At 74.5% G+C, this 24,638-nt stretch carries 17 protein-coding genes; 13 read left to right on the forward strand and 4 right to left on the reverse strand.

All coding sequences use genetic code 11. The features are described 5' to 3' along the window. Nucleotides 1–106 precede the first annotated feature (106 nt). The 5 genes from glmU to AC0B61_RS05785 all read left to right on the forward strand — a co-directional run bounded on the left by glmU (nt 107) and on the right by AC0B61_RS05785 (nt 4,773). Nucleotides 107–1,561: a bifunctional UDP-N-acetylglucosamine diphosphorylase/glucosamine-1-phosphate N-acetyltransferase GlmU gene (gene glmU / locus AC0B61_RS05765; protein WP_471739338.1), complete on the forward strand. Its 1,455-nt coding sequence runs from the start codon at nt 107–109 to the stop codon at nt 1,559–1,561. Nucleotides 1,562–1,762: 201 nt separating this feature from the next. Next, nucleotides 1,763–2,740 (forward strand): ribose-phosphate diphosphokinase, encoded by a 978-nt coding sequence (locus tag AC0B61_RS05770; RefSeq protein WP_471739339.1) that lies wholly within the window; start codon nt 1,763–1,765, stop codon nt 2,738–2,740. Between the two features lie 280 nt (nt 2,741–3,020). After that, complete coding sequence (locus AC0B61_RS05775) at nt 3,021–3,611, forward strand: 50S ribosomal protein L25/general stress protein Ctc (protein WP_471739340.1); 591 nt, start codon at nt 3,021–3,023, stop codon at nt 3,609–3,611. Nucleotides 3,612–3,737: 126 nt separating this feature from the next. After that, nucleotides 3,738–4,316, forward strand: coding sequence for an aminoacyl-tRNA hydrolase (gene pth, locus AC0B61_RS05780; RefSeq protein ID WP_471739341.1), 579 nt, complete (start codon nt 3,738–3,740; stop codon nt 4,314–4,316). 136 nt (nt 4,317–4,452) lie between these two features. Next, nucleotides 4,453–4,773, forward strand: coding sequence for a hypothetical protein (locus AC0B61_RS05785; protein WP_471739342.1), 321 nt, complete (start codon nt 4,453–4,455; stop codon nt 4,771–4,773). 120 nt (nt 4,774–4,893) lie between these two features. Here AC0B61_RS05785 and ppc read toward each other — a convergent pair whose 3' ends face one another. After that, nucleotides 4,894–7,698 (reverse strand): phosphoenolpyruvate carboxylase, encoded by a 2,805-nt coding sequence (ppc, locus tag AC0B61_RS05790; RefSeq protein WP_471739343.1) that lies wholly within the window; start codon nt 7,696–7,698, stop codon nt 4,894–4,896. A 261-nt stretch (nt 7,699–7,959) separates the two neighbouring features. Between ppc and AC0B61_RS05795 the strand changes: the two genes are divergently transcribed. After that, a complete protein-coding gene (locus tag AC0B61_RS05795) occupies nt 7,960–9,228 on the forward strand; it encodes a sensor histidine kinase (RefSeq protein WP_471739344.1) in 1,269 nt (422 codons plus the stop codon). A gap of 74 nt (nt 9,229–9,302) precedes the next feature. On the opposite strand, the gene AC0B61_RS05800 is transcribed toward AC0B61_RS05795, so the two are convergent. Next, entirely contained in the window at nt 9,303–9,983 is a 681-nt protein-coding gene (locus AC0B61_RS05800; RefSeq protein ID WP_471739345.1) for an SUKH-3 domain-containing protein, read from the reverse strand. Between the two features lie 8 nt (nt 9,984–9,991). After that, complete coding sequence (locus AC0B61_RS05805; RefSeq protein WP_471739346.1) at nt 9,992–10,453, reverse strand: YwqJ-related putative deaminase; 462 nt, start codon at nt 10,451–10,453, stop codon at nt 9,992–9,994. 362 nt (nt 10,454–10,815) lie between these two features. On the opposite strand from AC0B61_RS05805, the gene AC0B61_RS05810 reads away from it, so the two are divergent. The 5 genes from AC0B61_RS05810 (at nt 10,816) to AC0B61_RS05830 (ending at nt 18,814) form a co-directional block, all read left to right on the forward strand. After that, nucleotides 10,816–11,985 (forward strand): Gfo/Idh/MocA family protein, encoded by a 1,170-nt coding sequence (locus AC0B61_RS05810; protein ID WP_471739347.1) that lies wholly within the window; start codon nt 10,816–10,818, stop codon nt 11,983–11,985. Beyond that, a complete protein-coding gene (locus AC0B61_RS05815) occupies nt 11,982–13,145 on the forward strand; it encodes a DegT/DnrJ/EryC1/StrS family aminotransferase (protein ID WP_471739348.1) in 1,164 nt (387 codons plus the stop codon). The genes AC0B61_RS05810 and AC0B61_RS05815 overlap by 4 nt, the downstream gene beginning before the upstream one ends. A 161-nt stretch (nt 13,146–13,306) precedes the next feature. Beyond that, a complete protein-coding gene (locus tag AC0B61_RS05820; protein WP_471739349.1) occupies nt 13,307–14,308 on the forward strand; it encodes an SMI1/KNR4 family protein in 1,002 nt (333 codons plus the stop codon). Nucleotides 14,309–14,387: 79 nt separating this feature from the next. Beyond that, on the forward strand, nt 14,388–17,120 hold the full coding sequence (locus AC0B61_RS05825) for an SUKH-4 family immunity protein (RefSeq protein WP_471739350.1): 2,733 nt from the start codon (nt 14,388–14,390) through the stop codon (nt 17,118–17,120). Between the two features lie 266 nt (nt 17,121–17,386). Continuing rightward, nucleotides 17,387–18,814: a hypothetical protein gene (locus tag AC0B61_RS05830; protein WP_471739351.1), complete on the forward strand. Its 1,428-nt coding sequence runs from the start codon at nt 17,387–17,389 to the stop codon at nt 18,812–18,814. 43 nt (nt 18,815–18,857) lie between these two features. Here the strand turns inward: AC0B61_RS05830 and AC0B61_RS05835 are convergent, their stop codons facing one another. Continuing rightward, a complete protein-coding gene (locus AC0B61_RS05835; protein WP_471739352.1) occupies nt 18,858–19,577 on the reverse strand; it encodes a hypothetical protein in 720 nt (239 codons plus the stop codon). 372 nt (nt 19,578–19,949) lie between these two features. Here AC0B61_RS05835 and AC0B61_RS05840 point away from each other — a divergent pair, with 372 nt between their 5' ends. Beyond that, on the forward strand, nt 19,950–20,342 hold the full coding sequence (locus AC0B61_RS05840) for a beta/gamma crystallin domain-containing protein (protein WP_471739353.1): 393 nt from the start codon (nt 19,950–19,952) through the stop codon (nt 20,340–20,342). 534 nt (nt 20,343–20,876) lie between these two features. Further along, nucleotides 20,877–24,533: a transcription-repair coupling factor gene (mfd, locus tag AC0B61_RS05845; RefSeq protein ID WP_471739354.1), complete on the forward strand. Its 3,657-nt coding sequence runs from the start codon at nt 20,877–20,879 to the stop codon at nt 24,531–24,533. Nucleotides 24,534–24,638 lie beyond the last annotated feature (105 nt).

Below are 24,638 nucleotides of genomic sequence, written 5' to 3' on the forward strand. Positions count from 1 at the left end.
GGCGGTCTCCCTTCCGCGGCTATCCTCGTAGCGCCAGGGCATATGTGCGGACCTGCGTTCTGGCCTGCCCCGCCCTCTCTGTGAACCGACCGAGGAGCCTCCCCGCATGGGTGCCAATTCGCTTGCCGCCGTTGTCGTGCTCGCCGCCGGTGGCGGGACCAGGATGAAGTCGAACAAGCTGCCCAAGGTGCTGCACGAGCTGTGCGGACGGTCGCTGGTCGGTCATGCGGTCTCGGCAGCCGGGGAACTGACGCCGGAGCAGCTCGTCGTGGTCGTCGGGCACCAGCGCGAGCAGGTGCAGGAGCACCTGGCGGCGCACCACCCGGCCGTGCGCACGGCCGTGCAGGAGGAGCAGAACGGCACCGGGCACGCGGTGCGCACGGCGCTGGAGGCGCTGGGCGCGGACGGTGTGGTGCTGGACGGCACGGTGATCGTCACCGCCGGCGACTCGCCGCTGCTGACCGGGGCGACCCTGCGCCGGCTGGCGGACGCGCACACGGCCCAGCAGAACGGCGTCACCGTGCTGACCGCCGTCGTCCCGGAGCCCTTCGGCTACGGCCGGATCCTGCGGGACGAGGACGGCACGGTCGCCTCGATCGTCGAGGAGCGGGACGCCACCGCCGTCCAGCGCACGATCGCCGAGATCAACTCGGGTGTCTTCGCCTTCGACGCCAAGCTGCTCGCCGAGGCGCTGGCCGAGCTCACCACGGACAACTCGCAGGGCGAGGAGTACCTGACCGACACCCTGGAGATCCTGCGCAAGGCCGGCCACCGGGTGGGCGCCGTGGTCGCCGAGGACCACCGGGACATCCTCGGCATCAACGACCGGGTCCAGCTGGCGCAGGCCCGCCGGTTGCTGAACGACCGCCTGCTGGAGCGGGCGATGCGCGCGGGCGTCACCGTGGTGGACCCGGCGACCACCTGGTTCGACGTGCAGGTGACCTACGAGCCGGACGCCCTGGTGCTGCCCAACACCCAGCTGCACGGCGCCACCCACCTCGGCGAGGGCTGTGAGGTCGGCCCGAACTCGACCCTGACGGACACCCTGGTCGGCGCCGGCGCCCGTGTGAGCAACACCACGGCCGACCGCGCCGAGGTGGGCGAGCTGGCCACCGCCGGCCCGTACGCCTACCTGCGCCCGGGCGCGAAGCTGGCCCGCAGGGCGAAGGTCGGCACCTACGTCGAGGTGAAGAACTCCGAGCTGGGCGAGGGCGCCAAGGTGCCGCACCTGTCGTACATCGGCGACGCGACGATCGGCGAGGGCACCAACGTCGGCGCGGCCTCGGTCACCGTGAACTACGACGGCGTGAACAAGCACCGCACGGTCATCGGCGCGCACTGCCGCACCGGCTCGGACAACATGTTCATCGCCCCGGTCACCATCGGTGACGGCGCCTACACCGGCGCGGGTTCGGTCATCACCGCCGACGTCCCGCCGGGCGCGCTCGGCGTGAACCGCGCGTACCAGCGCAACATCGAGGGCTGGGTCGAGCGCAAGCGCCCCGGGACGGCGTCCGCGCAGGCCGCCAAGGCCGCGACGGACGGGGCCGCGGACGCCTGACGGGGCGGGCCGGAGTCCGAGGGACGGTCCCGAGGCGGACGGTTTCTGTGCGGGCGCGTAACCTGGGGGACATACGTGCGCCACTGGGCCAACCGCCCGTGTCCAGGCGTACCGACAATTCCCCGACCCCGTACCGCGCGTGGGCCTCGCCTGCCCGGAACCGGTCGAGGATCAGCGTCCGCAACGCGAGGAGACGGTGCAGTGAGCGGGATCACGACGTCGGGTGAGAAGAAGCTGAAGCTCTTCTCCGGCCGTGCCCACCCCGAACTGGCGAGGGAGGTGGCGGCGGCGCTCGGGACCGAGCTCGTCCCGACCAAGGCCCTGGACTTCGCCAACGGCGAGATCTACGTCCGCTTCCTGGAGTCCGCCCGTGGCGCGGACTGCTTCGTGATGCAGAGCCACACGGCTCCCATCAACCAGTGGATCATGGAGCAGCTGATCATGATCGATGCTCTGAAGCGGGCCTCCGCCAAGAGCATCACCGCGATCCTGCCGTTCTACGGCTACGCCCGCCAGGACAAGAAGCACCTCGGCCGCGAGCCCATCTCGGCCCGCCTGGTCGCCGACCTGCTGCGCCAGGCCGGCGCCGACCGGCTGATGGCCGTGGACCTGCACACCGCGCAGATCCAGGGCTTCTTCGACGGCCCGGTGGACCACCTCTTCGCGCTGCCGCTGCTGGCCGACTACATCGGCGGCAAGGTGGACCGCTCGAAGCTGACCGTCGTCTCGCCGGACGCCGGCCGGGTCAAGGTGGCCGACCAGTGGTGCGACCGCCTGGCCGCCCCGCTGGCGATCATCCACAAGCGCCGCGACATCACCCAGGCCAACACCATCCTGTCGGCCGACGTCGTCGGTGACGTCCAGGACCGGGTCTGCGTCCTGGTCGACGACATGATCGACACCGCCGGCACGATCTGTGCCGCCGCCGACGCGCTGTTCGACAACGGCGCCGCGGACGTCCTGGTCGCGGCCACCCACGGCGTGCTCTCCGGCCCGGCCGCGGACCGGCTGAAGAACTCCCGGGTCAGCGAGTTCGTGTTCACCAACACGCTGCCCACCCCGGCCCAGCTCCAGCTGGACAAGATCACCACGCTGTCCATCGCCCCGTCGATCGCCGCCGCGATCCGCGAGGTGTTCGAGGAGGGCTCCGTGACGAGCCTCTTCGAGGGCGTGCACTGACGAAGGCCCGCGCAGGCGGCCCCGGCCCGTGAGGGGTCGGGGCCGCCGCCGATTTCACGAGAGGCCACCCGTGCGGTTAGACTCGTGAAACTGCTCGGCGAGGGATGCCGTGCGCCTGCTTGCCGGGCGCCCGATCCGTGATCGACGCGCTGCCGGTCCGGATTCCCGTCCGCCGGCAGGCCGTTGCCGCCGAGTGACCCCCGAACGTACTGAGGGTGTGGTCCCGGCGGTTTTTCGCGTTGCCTGCACCCCCGCGCCACTTTCCACGAGGAGTGCAGTCGTGTCCGAGATCCGTATTGCTGCTGAGACCCGCACCGAGTTCGGCAAGGGTGCCGCCCGTCGCGCCCGCCGCGCCGGCCTCGTCCCGGGTGTCGTCTACGGCCACGGCCACGCCCCGGTTCACCTGAACCTGCCCGGCCACGACCTGATGATGGCCCTGAAGACCCCGAACGCCCTGCTGGTCGTGCCGATCGAGGGCAAGGACGAGTACGTGCTGCCGAAGGCCGTCCAGCGCGAGGCCATCAAGCGCACCCTCGAGCACGTCGACCTGCTGCTGGTCAAGCGCGGCGAGAAGGTCAACGTCGAGATCCCGGTCCACACCGAGGGCGAGCTGGCCCCGGGCGGCAACCTGCTGGAGCACGTCCTCAACGCGCTGCCGATCGAGGCCGAGGCCACCCACCTGCCCGAGTTCGTCACCGTCTCGGTCGAGGGCCTGGAGGCCGGTGCCTCGATCACCGCCGGCGACATCGAGCTGCCCAAGGGCACCTCGCTGGCCGTCGCGGCCGACACCGTCGTGCTGCAGGTCATCGGTGCCCAGGCCTCGCAGGCCGACGCCGACGCCGAGGCCGCCGAGGCCGCTGCCGGGGCCTGAGCCTCGCACCGCTGGTTGAGACCGCTTAGTTGAGACCGCTGCCCCGGTCGCTCCCGCTGGAGCGCCCGGGGCAGCGGTGTGTCCGGGATGATGGCGACGAGCGCGCAGACGAGGAGTGGAAGCGGCATGGCGGACGAGTACGAGGGCCCCTGGCTGGTGGTGGGGCTGGGCAACCCGGGCGAGCAGTACGCCCGGAACCGGCACAACATCGGGTTCATGGTGGCGGACCTGCTGGCGCAGCGGATGGGCGCCAAGTTCAAGGCGCACAAGAGCCGGGCGCAGGTGGCCGAGGGACGGCTGTCGGGCCGGCGGGTGGTGCTGGCCAAGCCGATGTCCTTCATGAACCTCTCCGGCGGGCCGGTGACGGCGCTGCGCGACTTCTACAAGGCGCCGGCCGCCGCGGTGGTCGCGGTCCACGACGAGCTCGACCTCGACTACGCGGCGCTGCGGCTGAAGCTGGGCGGCGGGGACAACGGCCACAACGGGCTGAAGTCGATCACCAAGTCGCTGGGCCCGGACTACCACCGGGTGCGCTGCGGGATCGGCCGCCCGCCGGGCCGGATGGAGGTCGCGGACTTCGTGCTGAAGGACTTCTCCTCGACCGAGCGCAAGGAACTCGAGTGGTTCGTGGACCGCGCGGCCGACGCGGTGGAGGCGCTGCTGTCCGAGGGGCTGGAGCGGGCGCAGGGAACGTACAACTCCTGAACGTCCGTCAACAGGGCGCGCCGGGTACGCAACAGTCGTACAACGCTTGCCGGAGCGCACCTGAATCGGTGTGAGAAGGCCCTGCGGGATCGGATAGCGTCGGAGCGGTACGCGAACGAGTCCTGGGGAGTCCTCGATGCGGAGATTGCGTCCGGTCCGCCGAACGCGGCGGAGCCGGGTGGTCCGGCTGAAGCAGCTCGGACGGCGGGTCGGCACGGCCGGTGCGCTGGGGGCGGCCGGAGTGCTGCTGACGGGCGGTGCGGTGGCGCACGCGGAGCCGGTGGAGCCGGACCAGGCGGCCACCCCGGAGCCCGCCGCGGCGCAGTTCAGCCCGGTGCTCGGCGAGTCGATGGGCCCCGACGCGGGGCTGCTGGCGGTCGGTGGCGGCCTGGTGGTGGCGGCCGGCGGCGCGGCGCTGTGGCTGAAGCGCAGGCGCGCGGGCGAGGCCGTGGAGTAGGAAGCGAACGCAGTAGGAAAGGCAGCGGGAAGCGAAGGCGAGGGCCGGTGTCTCGGATGAGACACCGGCCCTCGTCGTTCCCGGCCCGGCCGCCGGCGGGTGTTGCTCAGCCGGCCTTGCTCAGCCGGTGTTGCGCAGGCCGGCGGCGATGCCGTTGACGGTCAGCAGCAGTGCGCGGGCGCGCAGCGGGTCGTCGTGGCGGCCGGCCGCGACCTCCTCGCGCTGGCGGCGCAGCAGCGCGACCTGGAGGTAGGAGATCGGGTCCAGGTAGGCGTCGCGGACGGCGAAGGTCTGCTTCAGCACCGGGTTGTGCTCCAGCAGTTCGTCCTCGCCGGTGAGTCGGAGCACCTCGCGCAGGGTGAGGTCGTGCTCGGCCTTGATCTGGTCGAAGACGTGGTGCAGCTCGCCGGGCACCAGCTGCTCGACGTAGTGGCGGGCGATCCGCAGGTCGGTCTTGGCCAGCGTCATGGCGACGTTGGACAGGAAGTTGCGGAAGAAGTGCCACTGGCCGTGCATCTCGTCCAGCACGTCGCCCAGGCCCGCGGCGCGGGCGGCGGCGAGGCCGGAGCCCACGCCGTACCAGCCGGGGACGACCTGGCGGGACTGGGTCCAGCCGAAGACCCACGGGATGGCCCGCAGGCCGTCCAGGCCGGCGCCGGAGTCGGGCCGGCGGGACGGGCGGGAGCCCAGGTGCAGCGAGGCGAGCTGGTCGACCGGGGTGGAGGCGAAGAAGTACTTCGGCAGGTCCTCCTGCTCGACCAGGGCGCGGTAGGAGGTGTGGGCGGCCTCGGAGACCTGGTCCATCGCGGCGTCCCAGCGGGCCAGCGACTCGGGGGCCTGGCGCGGGGCGGTGTGCAGCGCGGAGGCGGACAGGGTGGCGGAGATGGTCAGTTCCAGGTTCTCCCGGGCGAGGGAGGGGAGCAGGTACTTGTCGGAGATGACCTCGCCCTGCTCGGTGACCTTGATCTCGCCCTCCAGGGTGCCCCAGGGCTGGGCCAGGATGGCCTCGTGCGAGGGGCCGCCGCCGCGGCCGACGGTGCCGCCGCGGCCGTGGAAGAGGCGCAGCCGGATGCCGTAGCGGTGGGCGACGTCGCGCAGCCGGCGCTGGGCGCGGTGGATCTCCCACTGGGAGGTGGTGATGCCGCCGAACTTGGAGGAGTCGGAGTAGCCGAGCATGACCTCCTGGACGTCGCCGCGCAGCGAGACGAGCAGCCGGTAGGAGGGGTCGGAGAGCATCTCGTCCAGGATGCGGTCGGCCTGCTGGAGCTCGTTGGTGGTCTCCAGCAGCGGCACGATGCCGATCTTGGCGATCCCGGCGTGCAGGTCGATCAGGCCGGCCTCGCGGGCGAGGACGGTGGCGGCGAAGACGTCGTCGGCGCCCTGGCACATCGAGATGATGTAGCTCTCGACGATCTCGTCGCCGAAGCGCTCGAAGCCCTCGCGGACGGTGTTGAAGACGCCGAGGGTCTTGGTGCCGGCCTCGTCGAGGGGGGCCGGGGTGGGGGCGAGCGGGCGGCGCGAGCGCAGTTCCTTGGCGAGCAGCTTCTGCCGGTACTCGCGCGGCATGTCGGCGTAGCGCCAGGCCTCCTCGCCGAGCCGGTCGAAGAGCTGGCCGAGGGCGTGGTGGTGGGCCTCGGCGTGCTCGCGCACGTCCATGGTGGCGAGCTGGAGGCCGAAGGCCTCGACGGTGCGGATGGCGCGGGCGAGGCGGCCGTCGGCGATGAGTTCGCCGCGGTGGGCGCGCAGGGAGTCCTGGATCAGCCGCAGGTCGGCGACGAGTTCGCGGGTGCCGAGGTAGTCGCGGCCCGGGACGTGCGGGGTGCCGCCGGCCAGGCGCTCGCGGGTGTTCTCCAGCTTGAGCCGGATGCAGGTGGCCTTGAGGCGGTAGGGCTCCTCGGCGTTCATCCGCTTGTAGCGCGGGCTCAGTTCGGGGAGCAGGCGCAGGTCGGTGTTGAGCGAGGCGAGCAGTTCGACGGAGGCGCCGGCCAGCCGCTCGGACGTGGAGAGGGTGCCGCGGAGGTCGTCGATGGCGTCCAGCGCGTCCTTGATGCCGTACTCGTGCTGGAGGTTGAGGACGTCCCAGGTGACCTGCGGGGTGACGTTGGGGTTGCCGTCGCGGTCGCCGCCGATCCAGGTGCCGAAGGTGAGCGGGCGGACGCCGTCGGGCAGGGTGAGGCCGACCCGGGCGAGCTCCTCGTGCAGCTCCTCCAGGACCTCGGGGACGGCCTCGCGGTAGAGCTCGTCCAGGTAGTAGACGGCGTTGCGGGCCTCGTCGGTGGGCTCGGGGCGGGCGATGCGCAGCTCGTCGGTCTGCCAGAGCAGGTCGATGACCTCGGCGAGGCGGCGGTCGGCGGAGCGCTTGGCGCTGCTGGTGCGGGCCGCGTCGGCGGCGACCAGGCCGGAGGCGATCTCCTCGCGGTGGATGCGGTCGAGGAGTTCGCCGATCCGGCGCAGCTTGTTGAGGACGCTGCGGCGGGCGGCCTCGGTGGGGTGGGCGGTGAAGACCGGGCGGACCGCGAGGTGGGCCAGGGTGTCCTCGAGGTGCTTGGGGTCGGCCTCGGCGAGCTGGTCGGCGGTCAGCGCGAGCAGCGAGCCCTCCCGGGCGCGGCGGGTGGCGAACTCGCGGCCGCGGTGCACCTGCTCGGTGACGTTGGCGAGGTGGAAGTAGGTGGAGAAGGCCCGGACCAGCTTGGCGGCGGTGTCCAGGTCGATGCCGGAGAGGAGTTCGGCGGTGGCCTCGCCGTCGGTGCGGCTGAGCAGGCGGACCTGTTCGACCAGGCCGAGCAGCTGGGGGCCCTCCTGGCGGACCAGCGTCTCGCCGAGCAGGTCGCCGAGGCGGCGGATGTCCGCGCGCAGGGCGGCGTTGTCAGCGACGACACTGACATGGGTGGCGCTGTCCGCCGGATTGGGGACCGGAGCGGTCACGGCTGGCTCCCTGTGGTGGTGGGGGTTCGGCAACGGCTCATCGTCACAGGTCCACCCGCGTGTGGCGGTTGTGACGCGTGCGGACCGCGCTGTCCGACGCGACCAGCATAGGTGTCGGGGCGTTCACTGTCCGAGAGGTGGCCGGATGGCGGACAGGGCCACCGGGGAACGCCTGTGGTCTGGACCACTTGGCGGACCGGGGCAGGTGTGCCGGACAATCCCGGTGGGGAGGGGTGGGGGTTGCCGCATAGTCTGTCGGACATGAGCAAGTCGCCTGGGGAGCGCGCGCCGGACCGGTCGTTCTGGTGGTGGAAGCGGCCACGCAGCGCCTTCCTGGACATCGGGCTGGCGCTGCTCGCCGCGCTGGAGTGCGCGGCCAGCACGATCGCCTTCCTGTCCGCCCGGGTGGACCTGACCACCGCGGGCAAGGTCGGGGTCGCACTGCTCGGCACGCTCGCCGGAGGCTCGCTGGTGCTGCGCCGGCGCTGGCCTGCCGTACCGGTGCTGGTCACCCTGGTCGCGATGCCCGGGATGCTCGGCGTGCTGCTGCTGGTGGTCGCGCTGTACACGCTGGCGGAGACCTGGGAGTGGCCCTCGCGGCGCTGGCGGGTGGTGGCGCTGTCCGGGCTGGCCTTCGGCGAGGCGGTCGCCGTGATGATGGTGTCGATGCTGACCCCCGGCGACTCCGCGGTGGAGCAGCCGCCGCTGTGGGGACAGGTCCTGATCGCGGTGCTGGTGGCCGTCGGACTGACCGTCCCCCCGGTGGTCACCGGCCTGTACGTGGGCGCGCGGCGGCGGCTGATCGAATCGCTCAAGGACCGCGCCCACGGCCTGGAGACCGAGCTGGACCTGCTGGCCGAACAGGCGCAGGAACGCGCCCGCCGGGCCCGGCTGGAGGAGCGCACCCGGATAGCCAGGGAGATGCACGACGTGGTGGCGCACCGGGTGTCGCTGATGGTGGTGCACGCCGGGGCGCTGGAACGGATCGTCGCCAAGGACCCGGAGAAGGCCGCGCAGAGCGCCAAGCTGATGGGCGAGGTGGGCCGGCAGGCCCTGAACGAGCTGCGCGAGATCCTCGGCGTGCTGCGGATGGACGACGAGCGGCAGCCCGGGCCGGACTCGCTGGCCGGACTGCCGCGGCTGGTGGACCAGTCCCGGGCGGCCGGGATGGCGGTGACGCTGACGGTCAGCGGCAGCCGGCAGGAGTTCACCGGCGAGGCCGAGCGGACCGCCTACCGGGTCGTCCAGGAGGGGCTGACCAACGCGCACAAGCACGCGGGCGGCGCACTGGTGACCGTCCTGCTGGCGTACGCGCCGAACGGGGTGCGGGTGAGCGTGGTGAACGCCTGCCCGGGCGGGGAGCGGGGCGCGGCCCAGCTGCCCAGCGGGGGCAACGGGTTGGTCGGGATGCGGGAGCGGGTGGTCGCGCTGGGCGGCACCTTCTCGTCCGGGCCGGAGGCGGACGGCGGGTTCCGGGTCGAGGCGGTGCTGCCGTCCCGGCTGGCGGTGCGGGCCGAGCGGCTGCGGTAGCCGCGTGTCGGCCCGCGGGCCGTCAGCCTGTGGGCCGCGGGCGGTCGGCCGTCAGCCCTCGCCGGGGCCGGGGCTCAGTACTCGTCCGCGGTCCGCAGCCGCTCCGGGGCGGTGCCCAGGACCAGGGCCGAGATCGCCTGGTCGATGCCGTGGCCGAGGAACCACTCGCCGGTGTGGTCCAGGCTGTAGACCCGGCCCTCCTCGTCGACGGCCAGCAGCGCCTGCCCGTACGCCTCCTCGCCGAGCGGGGCCAGCTGCGTGCCCAGCGCCCGGCCGAGGTCGAGCAGGGTGCGCGGCTGGTGCAGGCCGCACAGCGGGTCGATCAGGAACGGGGTGCGGGCCAGTTGGCGGCCCGGGCCGGACAGGTCGAAGGCCAGGCCGCCGAACTCCGCCCAGGCCTCCACCGCCGCCGGGAACACCGCGTGCCGCACGCCGGTGGGCGCGCCGTACCCGACCAGGGTGTCGGCCCACTCCTCGGCCTGCTGGATCTGCCAGCGGCCCGGGTGCCAGCCGGCCGCCTTGAGCTCGGCGGCGACGTCGGCGGGGAGGCGCGGGCGGGCCCGCCCGGCGGTGCCGACGGGGCGGGCCGTGTCGACAGCGCCGACAGCGCCGGCGGTGCCGGTGGTGTCGAGGGTGTCGGCGGTGCCGACGGGGGCCCCGGCGGCGGACAGGGTGGCCGGCGGAGGCGGGGGTGGGCTGGGCGGGTTCAGGGCGGACTCCAGGGCTCGGGGACGGGGGACGGACCGGGGCGGCATGCGGCCGGTCAGTGCGCGGGCGGTCCGACGGCGACGCTCTGCACGGTGAAGTGCTCCAGCATCGGGGCGCAGGACCGGCACGGCGGGGCGTGGGTGCCGTGCGCCGGATCGCCCTCCTCGCGGATCCGTATGGTCGTCATCCGGGAGCCCTTGAGCGCCTTGCGGGCCTCGTGCAGGGTCATCGGCTTGCGGGCGGCGCGCTTGGAGCGCCGGCCGTCGACCGCGGTCAGGTACCGGGACAGCAGGACGGCCTCCGGGCAGCGGCCGGTGAACCGCTCGCGGGCCTCCGGCGGCAGGCCGTTCAGGACTTCGGTGACCAGGTGGTGCAGCACCGGGCGACGGGCGTCCTTGCCACCCGCCAGGGTGTGCACCTCGCCGCCCTTGAGCGACAGCGCGGCGGCGACGGCGGGCAGCAGGCTGTCGCGGTGGTGGCGCAGCACGGGCGGGTCCGCCGGCTCACCGGTGGTCATCCGTCGTCCTCCTCCTCGTTGCCCGGCGTCGGCCGGAGTGGCGCGGCCGGTCCTGGGCAAGCCTGTCAAACGACACCGACATCCGTACAACCGGGGTGCGGCGGCGACGGACCGCGGAGCGCACCGGGCGGGCGTCACCCGATGCTGGCCGAATGCGCACCCCCTCGTCACGACTTGTCCGCCGATTTCCCGAAACCGCCGCCGAGCCGGGGCGCCGGCCGGTACCGTTCCGGCAGCGAGCCGAGGGGACGCGGCCGGCCGACCGGGCAGCCGGCGGGGCCGACTCCGGTGCCCGCCGAGGACGTTGAGGCCGCCGGGGTGGGCCTGCGCCCGCGCCGGCGCTGAGCAAGGGGGCTCGCGCGATGACGTCGCAACCGCAGGCCGAGCACGGGCAGGCCGCCAACCAGGCGCCCGGCGGCCACGTGCCCACACCGGGCGAGCCGCCCCGGCCCGTGCCGGAGCACCCGGTCGGGCTGGCCGTGGTCGGGGCCGGCTACTGGGGCCCCAAACTGGTCCGCAACGCGCAGCACACCCCGGCGCTGCGGCTGCACTGGCTGTGCGACCTGGACGAGGCCAAGGCCCGGGCGGTACTGGGGGAGTACAGCACCGTCGGGGCGACCGACAGCTACCGGCGGGTGCTGGCGGACGGGCGGGTCGGGGCGGTCGCGGTGGCCACGCCGGCCGGCGCGCACTACGCGCTGGTGCGGGCGGCGCTGGAGGCCGGCAAGCACGTGCTGGTGGAGAAGCCGATCACCACCTCCGCCGCCGAGGCCGAGGAGCTGGTCGACCTGGCCGAGCGGCGCGGGCTGGTGCTGATGTGCGACCACACCTTCTGCTACACCCCGGTGGTGCGCCGGATCCGCGAGCTGGTGCACGGCGGGGAGATCGGGGACGTCCAGTTCTTCGACTCGGTGCGGATCAACCTCGGCCTGGTGCAGCCGGACGTGGACGTGCTGTGGGACCTCGCCCCGCACGACCTGTCGATCCTGGACTTCGTGCTGCCGCCCGGCGTCGAACCGGTCGGGGTGTCCGCCCAGGGCGCGGACCCGATCGGCGCCGGCCGCGCCTGCGTCGCGTACCTGACGGTCCGGCTCAGCAACGGCGCGCTGGCGCACTGCCACGTCAACTGGCTCTCCCCGACGAAGGTCCGCACCACGCTGATCGGCGGCTCGCGGCGCACCCTGGTCTGGGACGACCTCAACCCGCAGGCCCGGCTCGCGGTGCACGACCGCGGGGTCGACCTCACCCCGCCCGACCAGCTGACCGACGCGATCCGGCACCGGGCGCTGATCTCCTACCGGGTCGGCGAGATGGTCGCGCCCGCGCTGGTCGAGCAGGAGGCGCTGCGCAACGTGATGGCCGAGTTCGCCGCCGCCATCACCGAGCGCCGGGCCCCGCTCACCGACGGCCGGGCCGGGGTGCGGGTGCTGCAGCTGCTGGAGGCGGCCTCGCTCAGCCTCGAACTCGGCGGTGCCACCGTCCCGGTGGGCGGGGCGGTCCGGGCGGTCCGGGCGGGGGTGCGGGCGCGGTGAGCGGCGGGCAGCCGGGCGGGGCCGGGGCGGCGGACGGGGCCGGCCGGCCCGTTGCGGACGTCCCGCTGGTCGACCTGGCGGCCGCGCACGCCGAGGTCGCCGCCGAGGTCCGGGCCGGCTTCGACCGGGTGCTCGCCTCCGGAGGCTTCGTCAAGGGCCCCGAAGTGGCCGCCTTCGAGCGGGAGTACGCGGCCTTCACCGGCGCCCGGCACTGCGTGGGCGCCGCCAACGGCACCGACGCCCTCGAACTCGCCCTGCGCGCCCTGGAGCTGCCGCCCGGCGGCGGGGTGGTGCTGCCCGCCAACACCTTCGTCGCCACCGCCGAGGCCGTGCTGCGGGCCGGCCTGCGCCCGGTGCTGGTGGACGCCGACCCGGCACACCTGCTGATGGACCCGGAGCGGGCCGCCGCCGCACTGCCCGGTGCGGTCGCGCTGCTGCCCGTCCACCTCTTCGGCCAACTCGCCCCGATGGGGCCGCTGCTGGAGGCCGCCGACGGCCGGCCGCTGGTCGAGGACGCCGCGCAGTCCCAGGGCGCCCGGCAGCACGGGCGCACCGGGTACGGGCGGATCGCCGCCACCAGCTTCTACCCGGGCAAGAACCTCGGCGCCTACGGCGACGCCGGGGCGGTGCTCACCGACGACGACGGCCTCGCCGACGCCGTCCGGCTGACCGGCGACCACGGCGCCCGCGACAAGTACCGGCACGAGCGGTTCGGCTGCAACTCCCGGATGGACGCCCTGCAAGCCGTCGTCCTGCGCGCCAAACTGCGCCGGCTGCCCGCCTGGAACGCCGCCCGCCGGGCCGCCGCCGCCCGCTACGACGCGCTGCTGGACGGCCTGGACGGGCTCACCCTGCCGCGCACCGCGCCCGGCAACGAGCACGTCTGGCACCTGTACGCGGTGCGGATCGGCCCCGGCCGGGACCGCGACGAGGTGCTGGCCGCCCTGCACGCCGCCGGGATCGGCGCCGGGGTGCACTACCCGCTGCCGGTGCACCTGCAGCCCGCGTTCCGTCACCTCGGCCACCGCACGGGGACGTTCCCGGTCGCCGAGCGTGCCGCCCGCGAACTACTCAGCCTGCCGCTGCACCCGCACCTCACCGAGGCGCAGCAGACCCGGGTCGCGGAGGCGCTGGGGCGGGCGCTCGGCGGACGGCGGTGAGTCGCGGGGGTCCGCGGTGAGCTTCGGGGTTCTCCGAACGGGGTCCGAACGGGGTCCGAGCGGGGTTCTCAGGTTCTCCCCCAGACGGGTGGCCGAGGACAGGCCCTAGGCTGGTGCCCAGCAAGCACCGAGTATTTGCAGCAGCCAGTGGGGGCTCCCAGATGACGACAGGTCGGCCCGGCGTCGCCGCCGCACCGAACGCGGCGTACGCAGGTCAGGTGGTGCACTTCCCGGATCCGGTCCGCGCGGAGCGGCACCCCGCCGGGGTCAGCGTGGACGAGTACGGCTACCCGGACTTCGGTCCGTACGCCGCCGCCGCGGCCGAGGTCGCCGACCCGCCGGCGGGCTTCGGCGTGGACGAACTGCGGCTGACCGACTACGTCTCGGCCAACGTCGCGCTCTACACCCAGGGGCACCCGCTCTGGGCCGACCTGGAGACCGCGGTCGCCACCCCGCCCGGCTGGACCTGGCACCACGCGGTCGGCCGGGCCGCCCCCGGCTGGCGGCGAATGGAGCTCGTCCCGGTCGAGGTCAAGGCCCTGCTGCGGCACCACGGCGGCCTGGCCACCTCCGCCGCCGACCACACCCGCCGCGGCACCCGCCCGCTGCAGGAGCGCCGGCCCGTCCACTTCTCGCTGGCCAAGGACGGCGGCGACCCGCTCGGCGTCACCGAGGACCTGGTGCAGCGCGCCGAGGAACGCCTCGGCTACCGCCTGCCCGGCGCCTACCGCACCTTCCTCAAGCTGGGCGGCGGCCGCGCCCCGGTCGGGGTGGCCCTGGACACCGAACTCGGCCTGCTGCTCGACCAGCCGTTCCTGACGCTCTCCGAGGAGTACGGCACCGAGGACGTCGTGTACGCCAACAAGTGCCTGCGCGACCACCTCACCAAGGACTACCTGGGCATCGCCTACGCGCAGGGCGGCATCGTCGCGCTCAAGGTGCGCGGCGACCGGGCCGGCTCGGTCTGGCTCCACCTGTACGACGACGCCCGCGACTCCGGCGGCCCCGAGGCCCCGGAGGACCGCTGCGCCCGGCTGCTGCTGCCCTGCGGCGAGGACTTCGACGCCTTCCTGCTGAGGCTGGCGGGCAGCCCGCCGGAGCTGGACACGGTCGCGGAGCTGATGGTGGACGGCGGGTTCGCCCGGGCCGTCCCGGTGGGCTGATGCGGGTGCGCGCGGTGGTGCTGGTGGTGGTGCTGGTGGAGCGGGGGACGACGAGGATGCGGACAGGGGTGAACCGGGCGTGGTGACGTACGCGCAGGCGCAGGAGCTCGCCGAGGAGTGGATCAACGGCGGGGTGCCGCGCGCGCAGCAGCGCGAGGTGCGGGTCCGGGAGTTCGACCTGGGCTTCGTCTGCTGGGCGATGCCGCCCGGCGACGGGGACGGGCCGGCGGGCTCGGGCAGCGGCCAGGACGGCTCGGGTTCGAGCGGTTCGGGCCTCGGCGGTCCGGGCCTGGCCGGCTCGGGCGAGGCCCGGCTGGTGATCGCCCGGGACTCCGGCGCCAGCACGCTCTGGCCGGCGCTGCCCGTCAACGAGGTGGTCCGGCAGTACGAGGAGGTGTACGGGCGGCCGGTCGCGGCCAACCCGGCCGGGGCGGCCAAGCCCGCGCCCGGGCCGGTCGAGGCGACCTCCTTCCTGCTCAGCCCGCCGCAGTGGCTGCAGGAGGCGGGCGCCGCGGCTCTCGCCGCGGAGGCGGAGCGGCTGGGGACAGGCTCGGCCGGCGGGGCCGGTTCGCCGGCCGCCGCGCAGGCGGCTCCGGCGGCTCCGGTCGAGGCGCCCGCTCCGACTCCGGTGCCCGTTCCGACTCCGGCGCCCGCTCCGACTCCGGCGCCCGCGCCCGCCCTGCTGACCGAGCCGCCGGTGTCCGACCGGCCCGCCGGGGACGCGCCGACCATGCTCGCCCCGCCGCCCGGCCCCGACGAGCCGTTCGTCGCCCCGCCGCAGGCCGTCGGGCCGTTCCCGCCGCCGGCCGGTGCGCCGTTCCCGCCGCCGGCCGGGGTGCCCTTCCCGGCGCCGACCGCGCCCGTCGCGCCGCCGGCCGGTGTCGACGCGGCGACCGTGCTGATGCCCGACGGCCTGCGGACCACCGGCTCGGACCTGCCCGACGCGCCCGCGCCGGCCGGTGCCGAGGCCGCGACCATGCTGATGCCGCCGGGGAGCGGCGGGTACGGCATGCCCCCGGTCCCGCCGTCCGCGGCCCACCCGCCGGCGGCCCAGCCCCCGACTGCGCCGCCCCCGACCGCACCGCCGGCCCAGGCACCCGCCCCGGCCGTCGAGCCGGCGCCGACGCTGCTCGCGACGCCGGACGCCATGCCCGGGCTGATGGGCCTGCCCGGCGCCCCGGCCACGCCGCCCGGCGCCCCGGTGGAGCACGCGCCGACGATGCTCGCCCCGCCCGGCGGCGTCGCCGGCCTGCCCGGCGCCCCCGCCACCCCGACCGCCGGAACGCCCGGCAGCGGTGCGCCGCAGGGCGGGCCGGGCCGCGGCCCGGGCTCGGCCCCGCCGCCGCCGCCGCCCGCCGGGCTGCGCGGTGGCCCGTCCGGTCCGGCCGCCGCCCCCGCCCCGGCCGGGGCGGGCCGCAACTCGGGCTCCGTCCCGCCGCCGCCCCCGCCCGCCGGGCTGAAGCACACGTCGGGCTCCGGCGCGCCCGCTGCCGCTCCCGGCGGCCGTGCGGGCGGCTCGACCCCGCCGCCCCCGCCCCCGGCGGGCCTGCGCGGCGGCTCGCCGGCCCCACAGCCGGCGCCGTCCGGCGGCGCGCCCGCGGCCGGGGTGGCGTACGAGGCGACCCAGCTGGCGAGCGCGATCGACCCGGCGCTGCTGGCCGGACCGGCGGACCCGGGCACCCCGGCGTCCGGCGGCCCCGCCGTCCCGCCGCCCGGCCGTCCGGCGGCCCCCGCCCCGCCGGTGGCCGGCTACGGCTACCCGAACGCGGGCGGCGCCGCCGGGGTCGTCCCCCCGGCAGCGGTGACCGGCCCGCCGGTGGCCGCGCCGGTGCCCCCCGGGGTGCCCGCGGTCGGCCCGGGCTACTTCGCCGCGCTCAGCTACCGGGGCCCGGACGGCTCGGAGCAGAAGCTGCTGCACCGCAGCGAGCCGGGCACCCCGCACCCGGAGTGGAAGATCCTGCAGGACCTGCGCCGGCTCAACGTGCCGCCGGAGCAGGTGCTGGAGCTCTACACCGAGCTGGAGTCCTGCGACCTGCCGGGCGGCTACTGCAACCGCATGATCGCCGCGTCCTGGCCGAACGTCCGGCTGACCCACACCGCCCCGTACGGCCACGACCACGCCTCCCGGCAGGCCGGGATGGCCGAGCTGCTGGACCACCTGGACGAGCTGCACCAGCTGGCCTCCGGCGCCCAGCGGGTCCGCCCGTTCCGGGTGCCGCTGCCCGCGCCGGGGACGGTCCAGGCGCTGCCGCAGCTCCCGCCGCAGCAGCTCGCCCAGGAGGTCGACGCCGCCTTCGGGCCGAACGTGTTCCGCTACGAGCAGCGCGCCGTCTCCCGGCAGGGCGTGCCCGAGCCGGTGTCCCAGTCCCTGATGTGGGCCGGGCTGCCGCGCGACTTCGGGCCGTTCTTCTGGGCGCAGGCGCAGGAGGGCCGCCCGATCCCGACGCTGGCCGAGCTGGCCGCCGAGCGCGGGCTGGCCGGCGGTCCGGACTTCGGCGGCTACCTGGTGCTCGGCAGCGACTACGGGCGCCAGCTGTGCGTCCAGTACGGCACCGCGAACGTGGTCGCGGTGGACGTCGATGGAACCGGCCAGCCGCCCCGGTTCGTCAACAGCGGTGTACCGGAGTTCGTCCGCGCGCTGGCCCTGCTGGGCCGGATGTGGCGGCTGCGGTACGGGCTGACCCCGGACCAGGCCGGTCGCTGGACGACCGACTTCCAGGCCCAGCTCGCCGCGATCGACCCGGCGGCCCTGCAGAACGCGGACACCTGGTGGGCCGTGTTGCTGGAGCAGTTCTGGGACGGTCTGCTGTAGCGGACCGTCGCGGATCCTCGCAGGTGGGGAGGGGTCGTTCCGGTGGCCGGGACGGCCCCTCCGGCATGCCGCCGTGGCTGTGCCTCGTTGGGGTTTCGCCCGGATCTGCGCAAAATAGGTCAAGAGGATGGGTCTATTCGTCCGGTCCTCGACATTTTCAGGTCCGCACAACGGCCGGATCCGGCCCCGGCGAACGAACCGGTTCCGGATCCGACCGTTCCGTCCGATCATGGGCTCCGCAGCCCGCGAAACGAGGGGAAGAGCCCATGAGCGACGCCGTCCCCCAGCACGGCTTCACCCAGGCCCGGCGCGGTTACGCGCCCGAGCAGGTCGAGCGAGCCCTCGTGGCGCTCACCGCACAGCGCGACCAGGCCTGGGAACGGCTGAGCGTCCTGGGAGCCGGGATCCGGCAGATGGAGGCCCGACTGGCCGACGTCCGCCGGGCCGCCGAGGAGGCCCCGGAGCCCGACTACCAGGTCCTCAGCGAGGAGGCCGCCGGACTGGCCGTGATGGCCGAGAAGGAGGCGCGCGCCGTCCGCGACAAGGCCGAGCGCTTCGCCGAAGACCTACGGGACGAGGTGTACGAGGCCGGGCAGGCCCTCGACCAGGCCGCCAAGGCGTACGCCGCCACCACCCGTACCGAGGCCGACGCGGCCGCCCGCCGCACCGAGGAGCGCACCCGCGCCGAGGCCGAGGGCATCCGGTCCGAAGCCGACCGCGACAGCCGCGCCGCCCGGGACACCGCCACCGCCTACGCCGCCAAGGTGCGGGTGGCCGCGGCCGAGGCCGGCGAACAGGCCGAAGCCGACCTGGCCACCCGGCGCCGCAAGGCCGACGAGACCTTCGCCGCGGCGCAGGCCGCCGCCGACGCCGAGGAGGCCGAGGTCTCGGCGACCGCCGAGCGCCGGGTCAAGGAGGCCGAGCAGCACCGGGAGACCGTGCTGGGCCGGATCAAGCAGCTGGAGACGGACGCCCAGGCCAAGGCGGACCAGCTGATCGAGCAGGCCCGCCGGGAGGCCGAGAAGATCAACGCGGCGAGCGAGCACGAGCAGCGCGAGTTCGACGTCCGGCTGGACACGGTGCAGCAGCACCTGGACCACATCAAGGCCACGCTCGCCTCGCTCACCGGAGCGCGGGTCGGCCAGATCGAGCCCGGGGCGGCGATCGCCGCTGCGGCGGCGCTGGCGGACGCGGAGCACTCCGACGCGGCACCCGCGGAGGCGGCGCCCGCGGACGCGGTCGCCGACGCGGTGCCGGTCGACGCGGAGGCGGTCGACGCGGTGTCAGTCGACTCGGAGGCGGACACCGGCGAGATCCCGGTGCCGAACCTGCGGAAGGCCTCGGCGAAGGTCACGGCTCCGGCCGGGGCCACGGAGCGGACGATGGCGGTGCCGCGCACTCCGGTGGTCGGCGGTGGCGCCGCCAAGGCGCCCACCGGGCCCGTGGTGACCGGCCCGGTCGCCCCGGCGGCGGTCCCGCCGAAGCCGGCCGCGCCGCCCGAGGTGGCGGCCGACGGGGTCGGCGGTCACCACGGGCCCGGCGGCCACGCTGCTCACGGCGGCACGGCCGAGGCCGGAGCCGGAGCCGGAGCCGAGGGCGAGCTGGAGGAGACCCGGATCGTCCCGAAGATCGTCATCGTGGACGACGGCGCCGACTACGCGACCCCCCACACCGTCAGCTACCGCCGCCGCTGACCGCCCGCGTCCGGCCGCCGCCCGTCCGCCGGCCGGTACGGCGCTAGCCGTCGGCCTCGCCCGCGAGCAGGCGGGTGAGCTTCGCGTCCTGGGCCCTGACCGCCTCCCGTTGGGCGGTCAGGGCCTGCGCGTTGCGGTCGATCAGCCGGCGCTGGTAGCCGGCCAGCACGGCGAACCAGACGCCGGCCAGGTTGGTCCTCGCGGTGCAGTCCGCGTCGGCCCGGGCGGCGGCCAGTTCGGCCGGGGTGGTGTCCGGGGTGGCCTGGTACGTGTGCGGCAGCCCGTCCGGGGTGGTGCCCGCGAAGCCGGCGGCGGTCATGCAGGCCGTCCACTGCTCGGTGGCCGTGACCACCCGGGTGTCCTTGGCGGTGGCCGTCGTCGACTCGTCGAACAGTCGGCCGACCAGGTCGCTGCCCGCCGCGGGTGGGGAGCCCAGCCGCTCCGCGGCCTGCCGGTCGCAGTCGACCCGGGCGGCGTCGTAGGCCTCGCCGGTGCCCGCCGGGGCGGTGTTCGGCCGGGGGAGCGGCCGCTTCGGGGGGTGGAAGCCCAGCGTTGCGGCGGCCTGCGCCCCGAGGTACCCCCAGGGGCCGGCCGGCAGCGCGGTGGCGTCGTCCGGCGGCTGCGCGGGCTGGAGTCCGTCCCCGGTGAACGCGGAGAATCCGGCCCGGTGCATGCAGGAGACGACCAGTGCATTCCGTACCTGAATCTCCTTGACGGCGCTCCGGTCATCGGCCCGATAAGCGGAGAGCGGGAGTCCGGTCATTCCGCCCCGGCCGGATTCCGGGGCGGTCGGCGTGCCGATCTCCGGGGGTGCCGGGGCGGATTCCGCGGAACGGCTGCCGGAGCCATTCGAACAGGCCGTGGATAAAAGCGCCAGAACGGCGGCGAGGGCCGTGGCGGCGAATCGTCCCGATGGGGCTGGACGTGGCAAGCGTCTGCTCCGATCCTCAAGCGTGGCAAGCGTGTTCGGACCCTAGCGCGGTTCGTCTCCGTTCGTTCCGGATTCGTTCCGAATGCGTTCGGGATTCGCCCTCGGGGTGCCCGCCAGGGCCTGGCTTGGCCGGAAAAGAGCTGTCCGGTGCTGCCCGGCCGTGCGAATCTCTGGAGTCGCGACCGCCACCATGGGAGGGGTTACATGATTCGCCGCACGAATCTCCTGGCCGGCCTTCGGAACAGAAAGGCGAAGGCCCGCCGACCAGGTGTTCTGATTCTTCTCGCAGCCGCCGCCGCGACCCTGCTGCCGGTCACCGCGGCCCATGCCGTGGACCGGGTCGACTGCGGAAACCGGGACGATTTCGCGAAGGTGTACAACTACGGCTACAGCAGCCAGCTCTGCTTCGCGAACGACGGCTGGATGGCCGTGCGGATCTACAACGTCGACCGGATCGACGCCGGCAACAACAAGGTCGTCACCTATCTGGGCGGCGGCCTCGGCTCCTGGACCGTCTTCACCTGGGACCGCTACGACTTCGACGCCAGCCAGGGGCACCAGGTGACGATGTACGACGTCAACCTGTCCCGCTGGTAGCACCCGGCCGTCGCCGGCCATCGAGGACCGGCAGGCCCCGGCACGGCTCTGCGTGCGACCGGACGGGTGCGGACGTCCGGGAGCGGGCAGGCCCGCGGGGAACGAAGTAGGCCGAGACCCGTGGCGCCCTCCAGGAAAGGGCGCCACGGTTCCCGGCGCTTGGGCGGGCGCCCCCACCCAGGGTCGCCCGGCCTCGCACCTCCGACCCCCATCGGGGGTGCGACAGTGCCGCCACAGCCATCCCCCACGGTTGGGTGCGGCGGGCACGTCCACCATGGTGCGCGATCTCCATGGACGGCCAGTGACAGGAGTATGTCCAGTTCGTGGCGGATCGCCGTGTGCCCGGCTCCCGGCCGGCGCCCGACCGGTTCGTCCCCGCCCGGCCCCGCCGGGGCCGTACGCCGCGTGCGGGTCCGCGGCGCGGCGTAGGCTGGAGACCCCCGGCCGCTCGGCGCGCCGGGCCGTTCGCGTTGCCCCGGCGGGCCTTCGACGCCCGGGGGCAGCACCAGCCACGGGACGAAGAAGAGACCCCAGATGAGTCTGACCGGACTGCTCGATGTCGTCGCGCGGGACGCGGCGCTCGCCGAGGCGATCGAGGCGGCCACCGCCACCGGAGCCGCGGCCGGCGGCCGCCGCCACCTGGACCTGGTCGGACCGCCCGCGGCCCGGCCGTTCGCCATCGCCGCGCTGGCCCGGGCGCTCGCCGGGCAGGCCGCGGGGGAGCGGGGCCGACCGGTGCTCGCCGTCACCGCGACCGGCCGGGAGGCCGAGGACCTGGCCGCCTCGCTGCGCTCGCTGCTGCCCGCCGACGCCGTCGCCGAGTTCCCGGCCTGGGAGACCCTGCCGCACGAGCGGCTGTCGCCCCGCTCGGACACCGTCGGCCGCCGGCTGGCCGTGCTGCGCCGGATCGTCCACCCGAGCCTCGGGGACGCCTCCCGGCCGGAGAACGGGGCGGACCCGACGACCGGGCCGGTGCAGGTGGTCGTCGCCCCGGTCCGCTCGGTGCTGCAGCCGCAGGTCAAGGGGCTCGCCGAACTGGAGCCGGTGGCCGTCCGGCGTGGTGAGTCGCACGATCTGGAGGAGGTGGCCCGCAAGCTCGCCGCGGCCGCCTACGCGCGCGTCGAACTGGTCGAGAAGCGCGGCGAGTTCGCCGTCCGCGGCGGCATCCTGGACGTCTTCCCGCCGACCGAGGAGCACCCGCTGCGGGTGGAGTTCTGGGGCGACGAGGTCGAGGAGATCCGGTACTTCAAGGTCGCCGACCAGCGCTCGCTGGAGATCGCCGAGCACGGGCTGTGGGCGCCGCCCTGCCGCGAGCTGCTGCTCACCGACGAGGTGCGGGCGCGGGCCGCCGCGCTGTCCGTCGAGCACCCCGGGCTGGCCGAGATCCTGGACAGGATCGCCGAGGGCATCGCGGTCGAGGGCATGGAGTCGCTGGCCCCGGTGCTGGTCGACGACATGGAGCTGCTGCTCGACGTGCTGCCGCTCGGCTCGGTCGCGGTGGTCTGCGACCCCGAGCGGGTCCGCACCCGGGCCGCTGACCTGGTCGCGACCAGCCAGGAGTTCCTGCACGCCTCCTGGGTCGCGGCCGCGACGGGCGGGGACCGGCCGATCGACCTGGAGACGATCGACGTCTCCGCCGCCTCGCTGCGCTCGCTCGCCGAGGTGCGCGAGCACGCCGCCGAGATCGGGCTGCCCTGGTGGTCCGTCAGCCCGTTCGCGACCAGCGAGTCGACCGTCGACAGCGTGCTCGAGTTCGACGCCAACACGCTGACCCTCGGCATGCACGCCGTCGAGGCCTACCGGGGCGACACCGCCCGGGCGATCGCCGACGCCAAGGAGCGGCTCGCCGCCGACTGGCGGGTCGTCATGGTGACCGAGGGGCACGGGCCGGCCTCCCGGCTCGCCGAGGTGCTGGGCAACGAGGGCATCCCGGCCCGCCTGGTCGCCGACCTCGCCGAGGCGCCCACCCGGGACGTCGTGTACGTCTCCTGCGGCTCGATCGAGCACGGCTTCGTGGACGAGGACCTGAAGCTCACGGTCATCACCGAGACCGACCTGTCCGGCCAGAAGTCCTCCACCAAGGACATGCGCCGGATGCCGTCGCGCCGCCGCAACGCGATCGACCCGCTGGCGCTCGCCGCCGGCGACTACGTCGTCCACGAGGCGCACGGCGTCGGCCGGTACGTCGAGATGGTGCAGCGCACCGTCCAGGGCGCCACCCGCGAGTACCTGGTGCTGGAGTACGCCCCGGCCAAGCGCGGCCACCCCGGCGACCGGCTGTTCGTGCCGACCGACCAGCTCGACCAGGTCACCAAGTACGTCGGCGGCGAGGCCCCGACGCTGCACCGGCTCGGCGGCGCCGACTGGGCGAAGACCAAGCAGCGGGCCAAGAAGGCGGTCAAGGAGATCGCTGCAGACCTGATCAAGCTGTACTCGGCCCGGATGGCCGCCCCCGGGCACACCTTCGGCCCGGACACCCCGTGGCAGCGCGAGCTGGAGGACGCCTTCCCGTACGCGGAGACGCCGGACCAGCTGACCACCATCGCCGAGGTCAAGTCCGACATGGAGAAGTCCGTCCCGATGGACCGGCTGATCTGCGGCGACGTCGGCTACGGCAAGACCGAGATCGCCGTGCGGGCCGCGTTCAAGGCGGTGCAGGACGGCAAGCAGGTGGCGGTGCTGGTGCCGACGACCCTGCTGGTGCAGCAGCACTTCTCGACCTTCGCCGAGCGGTACGCCAACTTCCCGGTGACGGTGAAGGCGCTCTCCCGCTTCCAGACCGACAGCGAGGCCAAGGCCGTCCTGGAGGGCCTGTTCGAGGGCTCGGTGGACGTCGTGATCGGCACCCACCGGCTGTTCTCCGCCGAGACCAGGTTCAAGGACCTCGGCCTGGTCATCGTCGACGAGGAGCAGCGGTTCGGCGTCGAGCACAAGGAGCAGCTGAAGAAGCTGCGCGCCAACGTGGACGTGCTCACCATGTCCGCGACCCCGATCCCGCGCACCCTGGAGATGGCCGTCACCGGCATCCGCGAGATGTCCACCATCACCACCCCGCCGGAGGAGCGGCACCCGGTGCTGACCTTCGTCGGCCCCTACGACGAGAAGCAGATCTCGGCCGCGATCCGGCGTGAACTCCTGCGCGAGGGGCAGGTGTTCTACATCCACAACCGGGTGGAGTCGATCGACAAGGCGGCCGCCCGGCTGAAGGACCTGGTGCCCGAGGCGCGGGTCGCCACCGCGCACGGGCAGATGGGGGAGAACCAGCTGGAGAAGGTCGTGGTCGACTTCTGGGAGAAGGAGTTCGACGTCCTGGTGTCGACCACGATCGTGGAGTCCGGCATCGACATCTCCAACGCCAACACCCTGATCGTCGAGCGCGGCGACACCTTCGGCCTCTCCCAGCTGCACCAGCTGCGCGGCCGGGTCGGGCGCGGCCGCGAGCGCGGCTACGCGTACATGCTGTACCCGCCGGAGCGGCCGCTCACCGAGACCGCCCACGAGCGCCTGGCCACCATCGCCCAGCACACCGAGATGGGCGCCGGCATGTACGTCGCGATGAAGGACCTGGAGATCCGCGGGGCGGGCAACCTGCTCGGCGGCGAGCAGTCCGGGCACATCGCGGGCGTCGGCTTCGACCTCTACATGCGGATGGTCGGCGAGGCGGTGGCCGAGTTCCGCGAGTCGCTGGCGGGCGGCGGGGCGCCGGAGGAGGAGCCGCTGGACGTGAAGATCGAGCTGCCGGTCGACGCCCACGTGCCGCACGACTACGCGCCCGGCGAGCGGCTGCGGCTGCAGGCGTACCGTTCGATCGCGGCGGTCAACTCGGAGGCGGACATCCAGCAGGTCCGGGACGAACTCGTCGACCGCTACGGCAAGTTGCCCGAGCCGGTGGAGAACCTGCTGATGGTCGCGGCGCTGCGGCTGTACGCCCGGCGGTGCGGCATCTCGGACATCACCCTGCAGGGCGCCAACGTCCGCTTCGGGCCGGTGGAGCTGCGGGAGTCCCAGCAGCTGCGGCTGAACCGGCTCTACCCGCGCAGCCAGGTCAAGGCGGCGGCCCAGCAGCTGCTGGTGCCGCGGCCGAGCACCGGGCGGATCCCCGGCAAGCCGCTGGTCGGCCGGGAACTGCTGGGCTGGTGCAGCGAGTTCCTGTCGGCCATGTTCGACGACCTGGCGGGGGCGAGGAAGTAGCGCCCGCCCTTCCCGGCCACCCGCCTCCCCGTGCTCCCCGTTCCTCCCGGGGTGGGCGGTGGGGCCGGTGGGGCGGGGCGCGGTGTGCGGGAGAGTAGGTTCGAG

The organism is Kitasatospora sp. NPDC023385 (assembly GCF_055664045.1).